This is a genomic window from Streptomyces sp. NPDC051364 (assembly GCF_040682115.1).
Classification (GTDB): Bacteria; Actinomycetota; Actinomycetes; order Streptomycetales; family Streptomycetaceae; genus Streptomyces.
The window spans coordinates 634,782-653,197 of the sequence record NZ_JBFBAH010000001.1 but is presented as its reverse complement, the minus strand read 5'-3'; the positions used below and the strand labels follow the sequence as shown (position 1 = coordinate 653,197).

At 74.1% G+C, this 18,416-nt stretch carries 15 protein-coding genes; 8 read left to right on the top strand and 7 right to left on the bottom strand.

The features are described from left to right. The first annotated feature begins 70 nt into the window (after positions 1-70). The 8 genes from AB0M76_RS03160 to AB0M76_RS03125 all read left to right on the top strand — a co-directional run bounded on the left by AB0M76_RS03160 (position 71) and on the right by AB0M76_RS03125 (position 8,051). Entirely contained in the window at positions 71-772 is a 702-nt protein-coding gene (locus AB0M76_RS03160) for a class I SAM-dependent methyltransferase (RefSeq protein ID WP_365951246.1), read from the top strand. Continuing rightward, entirely contained in the window at positions 772-1,626 is an 855-nt protein-coding gene (locus AB0M76_RS03155) for an isocitrate lyase/phosphoenolpyruvate mutase family protein (RefSeq protein WP_365951245.1), read from the top strand. The genes AB0M76_RS03160 and AB0M76_RS03155 overlap by 1 nt, the downstream gene beginning before the upstream one ends. After that, a complete protein-coding gene (aepY, locus tag AB0M76_RS03150; protein WP_365951244.1) occupies positions 1,623-2,735 on the top strand; it encodes a phosphonopyruvate decarboxylase in 1,113 nt (370 codons plus the stop codon). Before AB0M76_RS03155 ends, aepY begins: the two co-directional genes overlap by 4 nt. Continuing rightward, positions 2,732-3,493 carry a metallophosphoesterase gene (locus AB0M76_RS03145; protein WP_365951243.1) on the top strand — a complete coding sequence of 254 codons (762 nt, stop codon included), beginning with the start codon at positions 2,732-2,734 and terminating at the stop codon, positions 3,491-3,493. Before aepY ends, AB0M76_RS03145 begins: the two co-directional genes overlap by 4 nt. Before the next feature lie 19 nt (positions 3,494-3,512). Further along, positions 3,513-4,838: a biotin carboxylase N-terminal domain-containing protein gene (locus tag AB0M76_RS03140; protein ID WP_365951242.1), complete on the top strand. Its 1,326-nt coding sequence runs from the start codon at positions 3,513-3,515 to the stop codon at positions 4,836-4,838. Continuing rightward, entirely contained in the window at positions 4,839-5,744 is a 906-nt protein-coding gene (locus AB0M76_RS03135) for a TauD/TfdA family dioxygenase (RefSeq protein ID WP_365951241.1), read from the top strand. Then, positions 5,741-6,790 carry a hypothetical protein gene (locus AB0M76_RS03130; RefSeq protein WP_365951239.1) on the top strand — a complete coding sequence of 350 codons (1,050 nt, stop codon included), beginning with the start codon at positions 5,741-5,743 and terminating at the stop codon, positions 6,788-6,790. Before AB0M76_RS03135 ends, AB0M76_RS03130 begins: the two co-directional genes overlap by 4 nt. Before the next feature lie 61 nt (positions 6,791-6,851). Continuing rightward, the gene (locus tag AB0M76_RS03125) at positions 6,852-8,051 is read left to right on the top strand and encodes a GNAT family N-acetyltransferase (protein WP_365951238.1); all 1,200 of its coding nucleotides are present in this window, start codon (positions 6,852-6,854) and stop codon (positions 8,049-8,051) included. Between the two features lie 203 nt (positions 8,052-8,254). Here AB0M76_RS03125 and AB0M76_RS03120 read toward each other — a convergent pair whose 3' ends face one another. The 7 genes from AB0M76_RS03120 to AB0M76_RS03090 all read right to left on the bottom strand — a co-directional run bounded on the left by AB0M76_RS03120 (position 8,255) and on the right by AB0M76_RS03090 (position 18,391). Next, positions 8,255-9,478, bottom strand: a complete 1,224-nt coding sequence (locus tag AB0M76_RS03120; protein ID WP_365951237.1) for an MFS transporter — start codon at positions 9,476-9,478, stop codon at positions 8,255-8,257. Then, positions 9,478-10,140 (bottom strand): thymidylate kinase, encoded by a 663-nt coding sequence (locus AB0M76_RS03115; RefSeq protein ID WP_365951235.1) that lies wholly within the window; start codon positions 10,138-10,140, stop codon positions 9,478-9,480. Before AB0M76_RS03115 ends, AB0M76_RS03120 begins: the two co-directional genes overlap by 1 nt. A gap of 61 nt (positions 10,141-10,201) precedes the next feature. Then, a complete protein-coding gene (locus AB0M76_RS03110; RefSeq protein WP_365951233.1) occupies positions 10,202-11,710 on the bottom strand; it encodes a lyase family protein in 1,509 nt (502 codons plus the stop codon). After that, positions 11,710-13,629: an FAD/NAD(P)-binding protein gene (locus tag AB0M76_RS03105; protein WP_365951232.1), complete on the bottom strand. Its 1,920-nt coding sequence runs from the start codon at positions 13,627-13,629 to the stop codon at positions 11,710-11,712. Before AB0M76_RS03105 ends, AB0M76_RS03110 begins: the two co-directional genes overlap by 1 nt. Beyond that, on the bottom strand, positions 13,607-15,178 hold the full coding sequence (locus tag AB0M76_RS03100; RefSeq protein WP_365951231.1) for a glutamine synthetase family protein: 1,572 nt from the start codon (positions 15,176-15,178) through the stop codon (positions 13,607-13,609). The genes AB0M76_RS03105 and AB0M76_RS03100 overlap by 23 nt, the downstream gene beginning before the upstream one ends. Then, positions 15,175-16,632, bottom strand: a complete 1,458-nt coding sequence (locus AB0M76_RS03095) for an amidase family protein (protein ID WP_365951230.1) — start codon at positions 16,630-16,632, stop codon at positions 15,175-15,177. Before AB0M76_RS03095 ends, AB0M76_RS03100 begins: the two co-directional genes overlap by 4 nt. Further along, positions 16,622-18,391 carry a hypothetical protein gene (locus AB0M76_RS03090; protein WP_365951229.1) on the bottom strand — a complete coding sequence of 590 codons (1,770 nt, stop codon included), beginning with the start codon at positions 18,389-18,391 and terminating at the stop codon, positions 16,622-16,624. Before AB0M76_RS03090 ends, AB0M76_RS03095 begins: the two co-directional genes overlap by 11 nt. Between the last annotated feature and the right edge of the window lie 25 nt (positions 18,392-18,416).

Sequence of the window (18,416 nt, the reverse complement as noted above, 5' to 3'; positions counted from 1 at the left end):
TCGGTCCCCCCATTGGAAATCGGCATCCGGATGTGGATGTACGGAAGTAATCACGAGTGAGGTCACCCCGATGACAGCCCATCTCTACTGGGACGAGGTCTGGCGCACCGACAGCGGGCGCACAGGCGACTGGTCGCGGCCGCACCCGTGGGTCGTGGACGAGGCCGCCCGGCTGCAGAAGCTCGGCGCCGTGGACGTACTGGACCTCGGCTGCGGCGTCGGCCGGCACGCCCTCTGGTTCGCGGAGGCGGGGTTCACCAGCTCCGGCACCGACGCCAGCGAGGCGGCCGTCCTGGCGGCCCGGGACGAGAGCCTCAAGCGCGGGGTGCAGGTCGGCCTCGACGTCGGCGACTTCGGCGAACTTCCGTACGCGGACGACAGTTTCGACTACGTCCTCGCCTTCAACGTGGTCTACCACAACGACGAGGCCGGCCTCGCGAAGGTGCTCGACGAGGTCCGGCGCGTGCTGCGCCCGGGCGGCGTCTACCAGTCCACGATGCTCTCCAAGCGCAACGGCGAGTACGGGCGCGGCAACGAGGTCAGCCCCAACACCTTCCGCCAGCCCGAGGCCACCGACGACAAGGTGCACCCGCACATGTACGTGGACGCCGCCGACCTGCTGCGCCTGCACGCGGGATTCCGGCTGCTCAGCGCCACCGACGCCGAGCACGCCAAGCCCGGCTCCTTCCACTGGCACTGCGTCTTCGAGTTGCCCGGGGAGGACGTGGCCGGCACCAACCACGGCCGCTTCGCGCAGAGGGCCGGGGAATAGTGTCGAAGGCGGCGCGACTGCGCGAGTTGCTGGAGCGGAAAGAGATAGCGCGGATCGTCGGATCCAGGGACGCGCTGACGGCCCTGCTCGTCGAGGAGGCGGGCTTCGACGGCCTGTGGGCGTCGAGCTTCGAGATCTCCGCGTCCCGGGCCCTGCCCGACCTGGGCCTGCTGACCATGTCCGAGCTGCTCGAAGCCTCCTCGCACGTGAACCAGGCGACCTCGCTGCCGCTGCTGGCGGACTGCGACACCGGCTTCGGCGGCAACATCAACGTCGTCCGTACGGTCCGCCAGTTCGAGGCGGCGGACATCGGCGGCATCTGCCTCGAGGACAAGGTGTTCCCCAAGCGGAACAGCTTCCTCGGCGGCGGCCAGAACCTCGAGGACGCGGGCGAGTTCGCCGGCCGGATCCAGGCCGCCGTACGGGCCCGGACCACCGGGGACTTCACCGTCGTCGCCCGGGTCGAGGCGCTCATCGCCGGGGCCGGGCTCGAGGAGGCACTGCGCCGCGCCCACCTGTACGCGGACGCGGGAGCCGACGCCATCCTGATCCACTCCAAGGAGTCCACGCCGGCCGAGATCCTGGAGTTCCTCCAGGCCTGGCAGGCCCGCACGCCCGTGGTCGTCGTACCGACCACCTATCCGCACTGGGACCTCGCCGAGGCGCAAGCTGCGGGCGTCTCGATGGTGATCTACGCGAACCACGCGCTGCGCGCCTCGGTCTCCGCCATGCGCGACGTCCTCGGGGAGATCCGGCTGCAGGGCGGGACCGGCGGGGTCGAGGACACCATCGCCCCGATGAAGGAGCTGTTCGGTCTCACGCAGGTCAACCGGTGGGAGGAGTGGAGCGCATGATCAGCGCCGAGTTCTTCTGCGCGGAGCTGGACCGCCGCGGGTACGGGTTCTTCAGCGGGGTGCCGTGCTCCTTCCTCAAGGGCCCGTTCGCTCTGCTGGAGCAGCGCGGCAGCTACGTACCGGCGCCCAACGAGGGCATCGCCCTGTCCATGGCCGCCGGCGCCGAGCTGGGCGGGACCAAGGCCGTGGTGCTGGCCCAGAACTCGGGGCTCGGCAACCTCCTCGACCCGCTCACCTCGCTCACCATGGCGTACGAGATCCCGCTGCTGCTCTTCGTCAGCCTGCGGGGCTGGCCGAACGCCGAGGACGACGAGCCGCACCACGCGGCCATGGGCGCCGGGACCATCGGCGTTCTGGAGTCCGTCGGGGTCGCCCACGGCATCCTCGACCCGGCCGAGGAGAGCCTGGGCGGGCTCCTCGACCGCGCGGAGGAGGCCCGCCGCGAGAACCGGTCCTTCGTCGTCCTCGTACCGGCGAAGACCGTCGACGCCCACCCGGTGCCGGCGGCCGCCTCGGACGCGCAGATGGACCGGCGGGAAGCGGTGTCCGCGATCGCCGGGCACCTGGGCGGCGCGCTGGTCTACAGCACCACCGGCATGATCAGCCGGGAGCTGTTCGGGATCGTCGACAACCCGCGGAACTTCTACATGCAGGGCTCCATGGGGCACGCCATCGGGCTCGGCCTGGGCACGGCCCTGAACCGCCCCGACCAGCAGGTCGTGGTCATCGACGGCGACGGCGCGGCGGTGATGCACCTCGGCGGGCTCGCGCTCGTCGGCGAACGGCGCCCCGCGAACCTGACCCACTTCGTGCTCGACAACGGCGCGTACGACTCCACCGGCGGCCAGCGCACCCGCGATGTGGCCATGCGCTGGGACGAGTTGGCGCTCGCGGCCGGATACCGCACGGGACGGGTCTGCCGCACGGCCAAGGAAGTCACCGCGCATCTGGCCGAGATCGAGGGGCTGCCCGGCCCGCACCTGGTGGCCCTGCACATCGGCAGGGGTGGGGCCACCCCTCCGCGGGTAACGTCGGCGCACACCAACGCCGAGGTCAGGGCCCGCTTCCAGGCCGCGGCGACCGCATCCCGGAAGGACGACCTGCCGTGACCACCGTCATCGCCCATGTCAGCGATCTGCACCTGGACCTCTCGGAGCGCGCCACGGAGCGCGCGCTGACGGTCATGAACTACCTGCGCGACCTCCCCGGCCCCCTGGACGCCGTCCTGGTCTCCGGGGACATCGCCGACCACGGGACGGCGGACGAGTACGCGCAGGCCCGCAAGCTGTTCGACCTGCCCTACCCGGTGCTGGTGCTGCCCGGCAACCACGACAAGCGCGGTGCGTTCCGTACCGGCCTGCTCGACGGCAAGCCGGAGGACGAGGAGCTGAACCAGGTCGTCCGCACGCCCGGAGCCGTCTTCGTCCTGTGCGACTCGACGATCCCGGGCAGCGACGAGGGCCTGCTCAGCGACCTCACCCTGCGGTGGCTCGACGAGACGCTGACCGCCGAGGGCGGCGAACTGCCCGTCTTCGTCTGCTTCCACCACCCGCCGGTCGACCTGCACACCCCGTACGTGGACCGGGTCCGGCAGTTCGGCGAGGAGCGCCTCGCGGCGGTGCTGGAACGGCACCCGCAGGTCGTGGCCCTGCTGTGCGGTCATGCGCACGTCGCCGCGGCCACGACGTTCGCGGGCCTTCCGCTGCTGGTGGCGCCCGGGGTGGCCTCGACCGTCCCGCTGCCCTTCGAGGGCCGGCCCGCCGTGGACTACGAGCTGGCCCCGGCGCTGGCGTTCCACGTACTCGACGATCAGCGGCGGCTGGTCACGCACTACCGGGCGCTCGGCCGGCCGCATCCCGACCACTGAGAGAAGGCTGAGAGAGGCCATGAAGAGAGTCCTGATCGCCAACCGTGGTGCGATCGCGGCCCGGGCCGTCGACACCTTCCGCACGCTGGGATGGTCACCGATCGCCGTCGTCGCCCTGTCGGACCCCCAGCGGCTCCACACGCTCGCCGCGGACGGGTGCGAGTACCTCGAAGGCACCGGGCTCGCGGAGACGTACGACCACGTGAGCCGGATCGTCGAGGCGGCCCGGCGCTGCGGCGCCGACGCGGTCTACCCGGGCTACGGGGCTCTTGCCGAGGATCCGGAGCTGCCCCGGCAGCTCGCTGCGGCCGGGATCGCCTTCATAGGGCCGACGGCCGAGGTGCTCGAGGCGGCCCGCGACAAGGACCACGCAGTCGCCACCGCCGACCGGCTCGGCCTGCCCGTACTGCCGCACGCGACGGGACACCGGCAGATAGCCGGGCTGGTCAAGGAGATCGGGCTGCCCGTCATCCTCAAGCCGGTCACCGGCTGCGGCGGCCTCGGCGTGCGCATCGTGCAGACGGAGGCCGAGGCGGAGCAGGCACTCGCCCTGATCGCCGGGGACGAGGGCGAGGACTCGGGCGGGCACGCGGGCCCGGCCGGCGCCGAGGGCACCGGCTGGTACGCCGAGCGGTACGTGGAGCAGGGGCGGGTGGTCGGGGTCACCGTCGCCGTCGACGACGCCGCCGCCGTGCACCCGCTCGGCGAGCGGGAGAGCCTGCTGGTCGACGGCAGCATGAAGCTGCTGGAGGCCTCACCGGTCCAGGGTGTGGCGCCGGAGCTGCTGGAGCGGATGCGCAGGGACACGGCCCGGCTCGTCACCGGGATGGGGCTGCGGGGCGTGGCGACGGTCGAGTTCATCGTCGGCGCCCGGGGCCACTACTTCCTGGAGGTCAACGGCCGGCTGCCGCTGGCCTACCGGATGTGCGAGGCGCAGACCGGCCTGGACGTGGTGGCCCTCCAGATGGAGCTGGCGCAGGGCGCGCAGCCCGCCCCCGGCCGCATCCGCGTCGACCGGGACACGCACTGTCTGGAGGCCCGCCTGTTCATCGAGCCGGCGGCGGGCGGGGCGCCCGGCCTGATCACCGCCCTGGAGCTGGCCCCGGAGCCGGGGGTGACGTACAACTGCGCCCTCGACGTGCGCAGGCCGGTCGTGCTCGACAACATCGTCACCCAGGTCCTGGCCTGCAGTGACAGCCGCGGCGCGGCCGCCGGGGCGGTGCTCCGGGCCGTCGGGGGCAGCGGGGTTTCGGGGGTCGCGCACTGCGCGGAAGAGATAGCCGTGTGGCTGCGCGGTTCGGGACTGGTCCCGGAGCGTCTCGGCAGCCAGGCCTTGGGAGTCTGAATGAACAGCAACGATCCGTTCTCGACCGTCCGCCACCCCGTCGACCGCGCGCTGGCGACGGCCGTCGCCGAGAGCGGGGAGGACGACGTCCGTACGGACTGGTACCGGGAGTTCGGGCAGAGCATCCGGCAGTACGTACGGCGCCACCTCGACGCCCGGCCGGGGTACTTCGTGCTCGGCGGCCTGGACCACCTCACCGAGGAGCAGGCGCGCCGGTTCACGGTGGCGGTCTCCCGGCTGGCCGGGGACCTGCTGCCGCAGGACGGTGCGGGAGCCCTGCTGCGGGACGTACGGGACCGGGGGGTGCGGCTCGGCGAGGGTGCGACGGGCCGCTACTCGGACAGCCGGCAGGGCGGCAGTCTGCACACGGACGCGGCGCACCGGCCGGGGCGGCTTCCGGACATTTTCACGCTGTTCTGCTTCCGGCAGGCCTCCAGCGGCGGAGCGCTGGTCACGGTGCACGTGAGCGATCTGCTGGAGATCCTGCGGGCCCACCCCGAGGAGCTCGCGGCGCTGCGGCTGCCCGTCCACTTCGACACCCGGGACGACACCCCGGGGGTGCCGCTGACGACCGAGCGTCCCGTCCTGGAGTTCAGGGGCGGCCGGGAGCGCATGTACTACCTGCGGGACTACATCGAGATCGGGCACCGGCACCCGCACGTACCGCCGTTGACGCCCGAGCAGGTCAAGGCGCTGGACCTGCTGGACTCGCTGCTGGACCGGCGGGATCTGCAGACGCACGGGCGGCTGGCGCCCGGCGAGATGATCTTCATCGACAACCGGTCGATCGTGCACGGCCGGACCGCGTTCGACGAGGAGCAGCCGGTCGACGGCGGCCGGCTGATGCTCCGCACCTGGATCGGGCTCCCGGAACACGCCGAGGGCACGGCCGGGGCCGTCCTGTGACGCGGTTCGTCACCGCGCTCGAACGGTCCGGACTCGCCGAGTTCCTGGCCGATTTCCCCGGCGACTCGGTGGACCGCCTCCAGTGGGCCGCCGCCACCCGCGGACTCGACGGGGAACTGCGCGCCCTCGCCGGATTCCTGCTGCTCGGGGAGCCCATGGCGGCCGACCGGCTGCCGCCCGCCCTCGCCGAGGCCCTGCCCGCCCTGGTCAGGAGCGGTGTCGCCGTCCAGCGCGGGGACGGGGTCCGGCTGGTCGACGTCAGCCTGTTCCGCTCCGCCGGGGTGTGGCTCTTCGCGGAGCCGCCGAGCCCGTTCCCCGTACGCCACTACTTCGGCCGGGACTCCGTCGCCCTGGCCCGGCGAACGGGCTGCCGGGCAGGGGACCGCGTCCTCGACCTGTGCTCCGGGCCGGGCTTCCAGGGGCTGGTGGCCGCGCAGCGGGGGGCCGGGGCCACGCTGGTGGAGCTGCTGCCCGAGACGGCCGAAGTGGCCCGGCTCAACGCGGAGATCAACGGGATGGGCGACCGGTTCGAGGTCCTCGTCGGCGACCTGTACGACCCGCTCCCGGCCGGGGTGCAGCCGTACGACCACGTCATCGCCAACATCCCCTTCCTGCCGACCCTCTCCGCCCGGGGCGAGGAGGCCGCCCACGAAGGCGGCGAGGACGGGTTCAGCATCGGCCGCCGGGTCCTCGCCGGACTGCCCCGGCACCTGGGCGCGGGCGGAACGGCCCATCTGACCGGGCTCCTCCTCCAGGCCGGCCAGGAGCTCGTCATCGACGGCGAGCTGCGCGCCTGGGCCGCGGAGAACGGCTACGGCCTCACGGTCACGCTGACCGAGCGCATGGCCGTGGACGCCGACTCCGACCTCGTCCAGACGACCGTGTCGGACCACCTGGAGGCCGACCCGCAGGCCGACCCCGGGGAACTCACCGCCGCCGCCGCCGGCATGTACGCCTGCCGCGGCGCGACCGCCGCCCGGCTCGCCTATCTGCGCATCGACGAAGGAATGGCCGACTTTCGCATCCTCGACCGGGCGCCCGGGTGAAGCTGGCCTGCACGACCAGCGCATTCGATGCATTCGATCACGATCGGGAAGGACGCACAGCGTGACGGCAGGGACGGACGGCGTGGCCGACGGTACGCAGGACCCGCAGGGCCCGGAGCTCGTCGAGCTCGCCTCGATACGCGACGCGGACGTCGACGAGTGGAACGCACTCGCCGGTGACGCCGCCCTCTACTCGAGCCACCGCTGGCTGCTCTACGGCGAGGAGCTGCACGACTCAGGCTCCCGCCATCTGGTCGCCTCCTCCGGCGGCTCGTACGTCGCAGGCCTGCCCACCCACCGCTTCACCGGGAAGGTCCCGCACTTCTACGATCCCGCCGTCCTGTTCCCCGGCGCCGCCGAGCCGGCCACGCCCGAGCGCCCGCTGCTCCTCGGCGGCACCCGCCTCGGCTACACCAGCGAGGTGATCGTCGCCCCGGGCACCGCCGAGCCGCTCGCCACGGCGGGCGTGCGCACCGTACTGGACCGCTTCCGCGCCCTGGGCGCCGCCGACGGCGGGCAGGGCGCCCTGCTCTACCTCACCGACGAGTCGGTGGAGCGGCTGCTGCCGCTGCTCGGCCCCCGCGACCAGGTGGTGATGATGGACGCGACCGCGGTCCTGCCCGTCGACCCCGACGGCCTGGAGGGGTACCGCAGGCGGTTCACCTCGCACCAGTTCACCTCCATCCGCCGGGAGATGCGCCGCTACACGGACGCCGGCTGCCGTACCGAGGTCAAGCGCCTCTCCGAGTGCCACCAGCTGCTCGGCCCGCTCTCCGCGCAGGTCCTGATCCGCTACGGCCATCCCGTCACCGACGCGAGCGAGTCGGAGCGGTTCGCCCAGCAGGCCACGCTGTTCGACGACAACTGCCGGATCCTGGCGGCCTACCAGGGCGACCGGATGGTGGGCTTCACCCAGTACTTCTTCTGGGGCGACACCATGTACGCCCGCTCGCACGGACTGGACGACTCCGTCGCCCGCGAGGCCAAGCTCTACTTCAACCTCACCTACTACGAGGCCGTGCAGTACGCGGCGGCCCACGGCTACCGCTCCGTGGACCTGAGCTGCGACGCCTTCCAGGCCAAGGTGTCCCGGGCCGCCCGCCTCCGGCCCCTGTGGGCCATCGTCCTCGACGCCCCGTGGACCGGGCCGGTCCTGGACCGCGTACGCGCCGAGGAGAAGGCCCGGCGCACGGAGTTCGCCTCCCACGACCCGGGGATCGAGTCGCGGGTGGCACAGCTGGTGGACGCGCGCGGCCGGTAGGGGGTGTCCTGTCGATCGGGCCGGATCAGGGAGCGGCGTCCGGTGCGTGCGATCGCAGGGCCGAGGAGGGAGTCGACGCGGAGTGCCGGCGAGTGACGAGAGCGCGGCGAGCGTGCGTGCCGGACGCCGCGAGCCCGGCCTGACCGGCAAGACACCCCCAAGGCCGCACCCACCCGAAGACGGGCCCAGGCCGGCCGCGACGCTCACCCGGCCGGTCTGGGCTCACGGTCCTTCTCCTGCAGGGCCCGGCCGCGTTCGGCGATCGCCGCCACCGGCGGCACCGCCGCCCCGGCCGTGACCATGATGGCGACGAGCGCGACCCACCCCAGCGGGCCCGCGCTCAGGCACAGCGCGTTCAGCACGGCCGGCGCCACGGCCCCGCCGATGCCGACCCCGACGGAGAACACGCCCTGGTACTCGCCCTGGGCGTGCTCGGGAGCCAGCCCGAACGACAGCGCGTACTCCCCTGCCGTGAACAGCATCTCCCCGAAGGTCAGCGCCGCCGTGCCGATCAGGATCAGCGCCATCGCCGCGTACATCGGGACGTGCGCGGCGGCGAAGACCAGCCCCATGGCCAGCGCGATGACCGGACCGCTGCGCCGCATGGCCAGTGCCCCGTCGCGCGGGGTCTCGACCCCCTTGGCGACCTTGGTCTGGAGCAGGACCACGAGCGCGCAGCTGAGTGCGAAGACCAGCGACACCGTCCAGCGCGGCGCGTCCGTGTACTCGGCGATCCACACCGGCATCAGCACGGTCATGAAGACGTCGAACATGACGAGGGTCCCCGCGAGCACGCTGACCGCGAGGAACGGGCGGTCGGCCAGGGCGTAGCGCCGGCCGCCCCCCGGCTCCTTGGGCACCGGCGGCAGGTGCGGCAGCCGGGCCACCAGCAGCGCGGCGACGAGGTACGAGACGACGTCGGCGCAGATCGCGATCACATAGGCGGTCCGGGTGTCGGCCTGCAGCGCCAGCCCGCCGAGCAGCGAGCCGGAAACCATGGCGAGGTTCTGCAGGGAGTAGATCCGGGCCCGGTACGCGACCCGGTCCTCGCCGCCGACGTACGCGATCAGCGCCCCGCTGATCGCGGGGAAGGCGCCGCGCCCCAGGGCGATCAGGGTGATCACCACGAGGAACCCGGGCATGCCCTCCACCAGCAGCAGCGCGCCGGCGGCGCCCGCCTGGGCGACCAGTCCGGCGATGCCCACCTCGCGTGGCCCGAACCGGTCGGCGAGCCGGCCGACGACGGGCCCGGCGACCAGGCCCGCCAGCCCGGCCGCCGTCAGCCCCATGACGACGTTGCCGGTGGACAGGCCCACGGACCGGACGAAGAACAGGACTTGGAGGGGTGCCCAGCTGCCCGCCCCGAGGTAGCGGACGAACAGCGCGGCCGCCAGGCCGCGCCGCAGTCCCTGCCCGTCGCGGAGCATCAGTGTCCGGCCGGGGCGTCGGCGGCCGCGGGACGGGGGTTGACCTCGACTCCCAGCTTGGGCGCGAGCAGCTTGCGCAGCTGCTGCGCCGCGGCCTCGGCGGTGTTCGCCCGTACGACGTCCCAGCCGCGCCGGTCCGCCCAGTCGAGCATGACCTCCCGGGTGGCCGTCTGGTGCGACAGGAAGCTCTCCGGCCGGCACTGCGGGTCCCGGCCGCACTCGTACGGGGTGATGTCGCCCTTCTTGCGGCGCAGCGCCTCCTCGGGCGTGACGTCGAAGAAGACCACGGTGTCCACCGGGGCCATGGCGTCGACGATCGCGTCCACGAGCGCCTGGGGGCAGCCCGCCAGCAGTTCGGTGGCGGCGTGCTTGACCCAGTAGCCGTCGAGGACGACGAGATCCGCCTCGGCGGCGCGGGCGCGTTCCGCGGCCAGGGTGTTGAGCCAGCCGAGGAAGAGCATCCGGGCCGGGTTCGGCATCTCGGCGATGCAGACCCGCAGTTCGTCGAGGGTGGTGCCGCGCAGGAAGCGGGCCTGCGGTACCTCCGCCTCCTCGAAGACCTGCCACTTGCCCACGACGCGGAACGACAGGCCCTGGCTCTCGGCCCAGCTCTGCAGCCGCTTGACCTGTGTGCTCTTGCCCGCGCCGTCGGGTCCGTCCATCGCAACGATCACTGTTCAAATCCCTTCGGAAGGTCCGCCACGGGCCGTCGCCGTACGGAAGTCATGCGGTGGTGCCGCCGGTGCCGAGCGTGCTGCGGTGGTACGCCAGGGCCCGCTCGATCAGCGCCTCGGCGGCGCCGGTGTACTCGGCCGGACTGAGCAGGCGCGCCAGCTCGCCGGCGGTGAACTCCGCGGCCAGCTCGGGCGCGTCGGCGAGGAGCTTGTCCACGAGGGAGTCCGCGGCTCCGGCGCCCACGGCCCCGGCGCCCACGGCCACCCGGCTCACCAGCCGCTTGGCGCCGGCCTTGCCGAGCACGGGGGCCAGTACGGCGGCCAGCCGCTCGGTGACCACGGCCCCGCCGGTGAGCCGCAGGTTGGCCTCCATCCGGGCCGGGTACACCTCCAGCCCCTCGGCCAGCTCCGCCGCCGTGCAGGCGGCCCCGCCGACCAGCCGCAACGCCTCGCGCAGCGGCTGCCATTCGCCGTGCCAGGCACCGGCGGGCCGCTCGTCCTCGGCAGCGGCCGCGCAGTGCGTCAGCGTGAGGACCAGCGAGGGCACCTGGAGCGCGGCCGAGCGGATCATCGCGGCGAGCACCGGGTTGCGCTTCTGCGGCATGGCGGAGGAGACGCCCCGGCCGACCCCGGCGGGCTCGGCCACCTCGGCGAGCTCCGTGCGGGCCAGGGTCTGCACATCGGTGGCGAACTTGCCGAGCGCCACCGCGGCGTGCGCGAGGACCGCCCCGGTGTCGGTGATCGGGGTGCGCAGGGTGTGCCAGGGCAGGACGGGCTCCGCGAGGCCCGTCTCGGCGGCGAAGAGGCTGATCAGCTCCCCGGTGTACGCGCCGGGATCCGTGTCGGGCCGGCTGCGGCCGTCCCCCTCGGCGGGGGCCTGCTGCGCGTAGGCGAGGTAGCCCGCGAGGGTGCCCGCGGCCCCGCCGAGCTGGACCGGCAGCCCCCCGTCGAGGAGGGCCGCGACCCGGCGCCGTACGTCGAGCACGGCGACGAGCCAGCCCGCCGCCTTGAGGCCGAACGTGGTGGGGACGGCGTGCTGGCCCAGCGTGCGGGCCGCCGTCGGCGTGCCCCGGTGCTCGTCGGCCAGCCGGGCCAGGGCCGCGGCGGTCCGGTCGAGTTCGGCGCGGACCAGGCGCAGGGTGCGGGCCGTGACGAGCATCGCGCCCGTGTCGAGGATGTCCTGGCTGGTGGAGCCGCGGTGCACGTACTCCGCCGCCGCCGGGTCTTCGGCCGCGACCACCGCCGTCAGCTCCTCGACCAGGGCGACCACCGGATTGCCGGCGCCGCGCGCCCGAACGGCCAGTGCGGGCAGGTCGATCGCCTCGGCACGGGCGCACGCCGTGATGGTCTCGGCCGCCTTCGCGGGCACGGTGCCCAGCCGGGACTGGGCCCGGGCCAGGGCGGCCTCCGCGTCGAGCATCGCCTGGGCCCAGGCGCTGTCGGTCAGGGCCGCCTCGGTGGCGGTACCGGCCCGGACGGGCGAGAGCAGGCCGGTGTCCGCTCCGGCCTCCGCTCCGGTGCCGGGTCCGCGGTCCGGCGACGTCTTCAGGCCGTCCATCACGTGCTCCTCGTCAGGGTGTCGAAAGGGCGGCCGGCCCGGGAGGCGAGGCCGAGGATGCTGCGGGCCATCGCGTCGGAGTCGCCGAGGATCACCGAGTCGACGCCCGGCCGGGCCCCGGCGGCCGTCACCCAGTGCACGCCCTCGGTGGGCACCCCGTACGCGAAGCGCCGCTCGTGCGGCGCGCCCGCCGCGTCGATGATCCGGTACGGGCGCTGCGTGACCGCGATCCCGCCGGTCCGGTACGGGCCGTGCTCGTCGTCGATCACGTACGGGGTGCACTGGCCCGTCGCGTACAGGTACCCCAGCAGCGGATCCCCGGTGCGCACCAGATCGGGTTCGGGCAGCCTCGCCTCGATGAACGCCCGGGCGTGCACTGCGTCTTCGCCCACCTGGGGCGAGCGGGCCGTGAAACGGCCGGCGGCCTCGTCCGCGGCGAACTCGGCACCGGGGCCGAGCACGGTCAGCACGCCGGCCTCGATCAGCGCGATCGCCTCCTGGATCCGGCGGGGCGGCGGGCCGATGGACAGGTAGGCGTTCAACGGCCCGTACGAGCCGGTCAGTTCGTCGCGGTAGTCGGCACCGGATATCCCCCCGTGGTCGACCAGCAGCCGCACCTCGTTGCGCAGGTCCCGCAGGACGTCGAGCGCCGCCTTGTACGGCCCGTCGACGTTGCCCGCATGCGCCTCGGCGACGTCCCGGCGCAGGTGTTCCAGCAGCCAGCCGGTGAACTCGGCGCGGTCGGCGAAGACGCGGTCCGCGCAGGGCCGGGCGACGCGCTCCCAGTCCCAGCGCCTCCCGGGTGCCACGCCCAGCGCGTCGAGCAGCCGGTCGCGGGCGTACGCGGTCCAGGGCCCGGCGGCGCTCAGCGCGAGCAGCCGCGCCGCGGCCCCGGGGCGGCCGTCGGCGCGCAGCAGCGCCGCGTAGTAGACGGTCTCCACCTCCTGGGACACCAGCGGCCAGATGTCGCGCCGGAACGTCAGCCCCGGCCCCCGGCGCAGCCGGTCCAGCACGGCCGGGGTGAGGACGAGGGGGACGTGCCGGCCGTGCGCGCCCTTCTGGTTCTCCCCGCGGGCCTGGTACGGCACACCGCGGCGCGATCCGGCGTACAGCACGGGCTCGTGCCCGGAGCGGTGATAGACCAGCCCGGCGTCCTTGGCTTCGTAGACCCCGCCTCGTCCCTCCGTCAGCAGGGACATGTGGTCGAAGAAGTTGAGTCCGAGACCGCGCAGCAGGACCGGCTCGCCCGCCCCGATGCCGTCCAGCCCGGCCTCGGCCGGGTTCCCCGGGGGCAGGTAGAACAGCCCCCGGCGGTCCGCGAACCGCGCGAAGGCGGTCTCGGCGGGGGTCGGGGAGACCGGCAGGTGCCCCTGGGCCAGCACGACCGCGTCCAGCCCGGACAGCACCGTGCCGTCGTCCAGGGTCACCCGGTCCCGGCCGTCCGCGCAGGGGTCCGGGTCCGCGTCGAGCCTGACGGCGCGCGCGGTGTGCGTACGGATGTCCGCCGGGGCCCACCGGACCACGCTGCGCAGCACCCACTCCAGGTAGCGCCCGTACAGGGCCCGGGTGGGATAGGCGTCGGGGCCCGGCCCCTCCTCGGCCGCGGCCCAGGCGGCCAGGCTGGGACCGGGCCGCACGGGGCCGTCCATCGTCACGCTGTCGTCGGTGAAGAGGGTCACCTGGGAGGCGACCGTGTTCATGAGCAGAAGCTCCGACTGGTCGGAGCGCCACACCTGCCCGCTGCCGGGCCGCGGGTCCACGAGGTGGACCCGCAGCCGCACCCCGGCCGGCAGCAGCTCCTCCGCGTTGGCCGCGAGCCGTTCGAGGACGGACAGCCCCCGCGGCCCGGACCCGACGATGCAGACGGTCCACCGGCGGTCCCCGGGCGGGCGTGCGTCAGTAGGCGCCGAAGTACTCACGGTGCTCCCATACGGTGGTCTCGCCCGGTCCGGCGGGCCCCGAGGCGGCCAGCCAGTCCCCGAACCGGGACACCTCGCTGCGCTTGAGCTGCGCGAGGCAGTCGTGGAGCGGCTTGCCCAGCAGTTCCCGGGCCAGGGCGCTGCCCTCCATCGCGGCCACCGCCTCGGCCAGGTCGCGCGGCAGGGCCGCCGCCGTGGGGGCGTGCGGGTCCTGTGCGAGACCGCCCGGCCGCAGCCCGCGCTCGATGCCGTCGAGGCCCGCGGCGAGCTGCGAGGCGAGGTACAGGTACGGGTTGGCGCAGGGCTCGCCGAGCCGGTTCTCGAGGTGCGTGGACTCCTCGCCGGGGCCGCCGAGCACGCGGACCAGGGCGCCCCGGTTCTCGGCGCTCCACACGACCCGGTCCGGGGAGAGCGAGAACTGCTCGTCGAGCCGGCGGTACCCGTTGACGGTCGGGACGGCGAACAGCGCGATGTCCGCGGCGTGTTCGAGGAGCCCGGCGACGTAGCCGAGCCCCTCGTCCGACAGCAGGGCCGCGCCCTCCTGCGGTACGAAGGCGTTGCGGTCGGCCGCGGTGTCGAACAGCGACTGGTGCAGGTGCCAGCCGCTCGGGTCGAAGCGCTCCAGCCGGGGCAGCGCCATGAAGGAGGCGTGGTGGCCGAGGCGGGCGCAGATCTGCTTGGCGACCGTACGGAACAGCAGCATGGCGTCGGCGGCGTCGAGGCCGTTCATCGGGCTGAAGGTGAACTCCAGCTGCCCCGGCCCCGATTCGTGCTCGACAGTGCGCAGCGGCAGGCCGAGCTCGCGCAGGGCGCGCGCCAGCGGGGTGATGACGTGCATGAGGCCGTCGGTGAAGGTGTCGAGGTTGAACTGGTAGCCGCTGTTGACCGGTTCGACGGCGGGCGGTTCGCCCTGCACGCCGAACCCGCCGACCGCCGCGGCGGCCGTGGCCGAGGCGACCGCCGGGCCGTGCTCCGCGACACCGGCCAGCCGGGTCACGTACCACTCCACCTCCAGGCCGACGACGTAGCTCAGGCCGCGCTCGGCGGCGCGGGCGCACTGGCGGCGCAGCACGGCGCGGCTGGAGAGCGGGTGGGCGCTGCCGTCGCGCAGGTACTCGTCGGCGATGACCCAGCCGGTGGCCGCCTCGGTGTACGGCAGCACCTTGAAGGTGAGCGGGTCGGGGACGATCAGGAAGTCGCCGGCGCCGGTCAGCTCGGGGATGCCGATGCCGCCGCCGGGTGCGAAGAAGTCGACGCCCACGGCGTGCCCGGTGTCGAAGACGAAGGGGCCCGGGCTCATGTCGATGCCGTTGCGCAGCGCCGTGCGGAAGGCGTCGACCGTCAGGGTCTTGGAGCGCATCAGCCCGTGCGGGTCGCCGAAGCCGACCCGGACGAACTCGAGCCCCGGCAGGGTCTCCTCCAGGGCGTCCGCCGCGGCCCTCTGGTCCGCGTTCCACAGGCCGTGCCGCTCGACGAAGCCGACGCTGCCGGTCGCGAAGCGGGCGTAGCGGCGCTCGCCGGCTTCCCGCGCGGTGGTGGGCTTCGTCATGTCGGTTCCCCTTCGGTTTCCGGGCGTTGTGCGGTGAGTGCTGCGTACTGGTGGTGCCAGGGGTGCGCCTGCTCCAGCTGGTACGCGGCGGCCAGGACCCGCAGGTCGTCGTGGCGCCCGCCCACCAGTTGCAGGCCGACGGGCAGGCCCCCGGGCGAGCGCCCCGCCGGGACGGACACCGCGGGCTGGCCGGTCAGGTTGAACGTGTAGGCCTCGGGCGCCCACGCCAGCCAGGACAGGCCGCCCTTGCGGACCGGGTCCGGCGGCTCGTGGAGCTCGGCGGCGAACGGCTCGATGGCCACGGTCGGCATGGCCAGCAGGTCGTACCGCTCCATCAGGGCCGTGCTGCGGACCCGCAGCACGGCACGCGCCTCGTACGCCGCGGCCAGCCGGGCGGCGCTCAGCCCGCGCCCGTACCGGATGACGTCGAGGCGGCCGGGGTCGAGGCGGTCTGCGACCTCGTCCAGGTCGCGCGCGTGGGCGGCCGCCTCCCAGCCCGCCAGGATCGTCTCCAGCGCCGGGTACGGGTCCTCGAACGGCGGCGGGATCTCCTCGACCGTGTGCCCCCGGGCGGCCAGCGCCTCGACCGCCCGCCGGGCGGCGGCCGCGATGCCGGGCTGCGGCGCGGGATCGCCCAGCGAGGGGATCCAGCCGATGCGCAGCCTCGGGAGCCGCCCGGCCGCGGCCTCCGGGTCCCCGGTCGGCTCGCCGGGGACCCCGAAGGACAGCGGATCGCCCGCGTCGTAGCCGGACATCACCTGCGTGAGCAGGGCCGCGTCGGCCACCGTCCGGGTCAGCGGCCCCAGATGGGACAGCTCCTCCGGGCTCTGCGGCACGTACGGGATCCGGCCCAGCGAGGGCTTGAACCCGACGACCCCGCAGAACGACGCGGGGATGCGGATCGACCCGGCGCCGTCGGTGCCAGTGGCGCCCACGCCGATGCCGACGGCCACCGAGGCGGCCGCACCGGCGCTGGAGCCGCCGGGGGTGCGGGCGGGATCCCACGGATTGCGCGTCGGACCCTGCAGCCGGTTCACCCCGGCCGCGCTCCACCCGCCCTCGGTGGTGTTGGTCTTGCCGATGACCACGGCGCCCGCCGCCCGCAGCCGGGCCACGGCCGGTGCGTCCCGGTCGGGCACGGCGTCGGCGTGCAGCAGGGAGCCGCGGGTGGTCCGGATGCCCTCCGTCGGGGTCAGGTCCTTGACCGAGACGGGCATGCCGAGCAGCGGCCGGTCCTCCCATACGGCCTTCCCGTACCGGTGGAGCAGCCGGTCCGCGGCCTCCGCCTCGGCCGTGGCCCGCTCGCGGGCGAGGGTGAGGAAGGCCCCGATCCGCGGCTCCCACCGGTCCAGCTGCGCGAAGGTGGCGGCCAGGTGCTCCGAGGGCAGCAGGCTGCCGTCCCCGTACGCCGCGCGGAGGCTGCGGATGTCGGCATACAGCAGGTCAGGCGCCATGGAAAGCCCGGTACCAGCTGTTGTCGAAGCCGGCGACCTCCAGGCCCCGGTCGGCGGCCGCCTGGTGCAGCAGCGCCTGGACGCGGCCCGTCACCATGGCCGCCCGCAGGTGGGGCAGCTCGAACTCGGCGCCGGAGGTGCGCAGCAGCCGCAGGTCGTACAGGCCGGGGCGGTACGCGCCCTCCAGCACGATGCCGAGCGGGACGCGCAGGGCGTGCCGGACGCCGAAGGCGACGTGCCCGGTGTGGTGCTGGTCGGACCAGTTGGTGATGTCGGCCGTCATCGGCGCGAAGAACCAGTCGTCGCGGCCCGGGGACTCCTCGGTCCAGGACATGCTGTGCGGCAGGTAGTGCCAGGTGTTGTAGCGCATCCGCGCGCTGTACGCGGAGAGGGTCCGGGCGAGGCCGGCCCGGTCGTCGGCGAACTTCCGCGCGAAGGCGGCGCCGGGCGCGACGCAGCAGTAGAAGTCGCGGGTGGCCAGGGCTGTTCGGTCCTCGGCCGGGTGGTCGCTGTGCAGCACGGCGACGCTCTTGGGGCCGCGGCCCATCACGACGTCGCAGTCCAGGGCGTCGGCCAGCGTCTCGAAGAACCGGTGGAGGAACCCCTCGTACACGCTGGTGAACCCGGCGGGCGGGGCCAGTCGTACGATGCGCTCCACGACCTCCTCGGCGTACGCCCGCACCGTCTCGGGCGAGGCCGCGACGGGGAAGGGCCGGCCCGCGACGCCGGAGAGCAGGCCCGCCACGGGCGCCGGGAGCTCATCCCAGCCGAGCGGCTCGGCCATGATCCGCTCCCGCTTGTGCAGGGAGGCGCCGTTGATCTCGCGGTAGAACACGGCGCCGCGGCGTAACAGCTCCGCCCGCCCGTCGGCGCAGGCCGCGGCCAGGGCGTCGAGCGCGGCGCCCGTCGGCTCGCCGGCGAGGTCCGGGAGCTCCGCCCCGTACGCCTCGATGCGCTCGCGGAGGAAGTCCGCCAGCTGGTCCGGGGCCAGCTGCACCCCGTTGAACTCCTCGGCCCGGACCGGGGAGCCCGAGCTGATGAGCGCGTACATGCACACGACGAAGGTGGCGTCCTCGGGGGACCAGCGCGCGGCCGGGGTCTCCCGGAGCGCGGTAAGCACGGACCCTTCGGCCCCCGGGGCCATCGAACGCCCGGGCAGATTGCTGAACTTGCCGAGGTTGCTGTAGAAGCGGTCGCCGACGTACAGCAGCACGGGGGCCATGTGGACCAGCGCGTGCGCGACGGCGTCGATCCGCTCGCGGACCGACTCGGCGCCCTGCTGCGCGAGCCAGCGGTGGATCTCCTCGAACTGCAGCCGCTGGACGTCCTGGGCCAGGGCCCACAGCCTGCCCAGGGATTCGGGCCGGGACTGCCACTTGAGGGTGCCGAGCGGCTCGCCCTCCTCGGTCCCGGCGGGCTGCGTACCGGCCGGGACGACGCGCAGCCGCCCGGTCCCGGTCAGCATCAGCAGGTCACCGGCGCCGCTGTCGGCCACGGTGCCGGCTTCGGACCGGGCCGGGGCACCGGCCCCGACCTCGGCCTCGGGGCCGCCGGTCGGGGCGAAGCCGGCCACCTGGGACTCGGCGATCTCCGCGTACACGCGCTCACCGAGCCCCATGGCCGCTCGGCCGACCTGCTCGGGGACCATCCCGTCGAGGGTGGCCGCTATCCGTATCGCGTCGGCGGCCAGGGCGCAGGCACGGGCCCGCTCGGCGGCCGCCTTGACCTGGGCATCGAATCCGGGCGTCTTCAGCTGCATTGTCGTCACCTACGGAACGTCATTC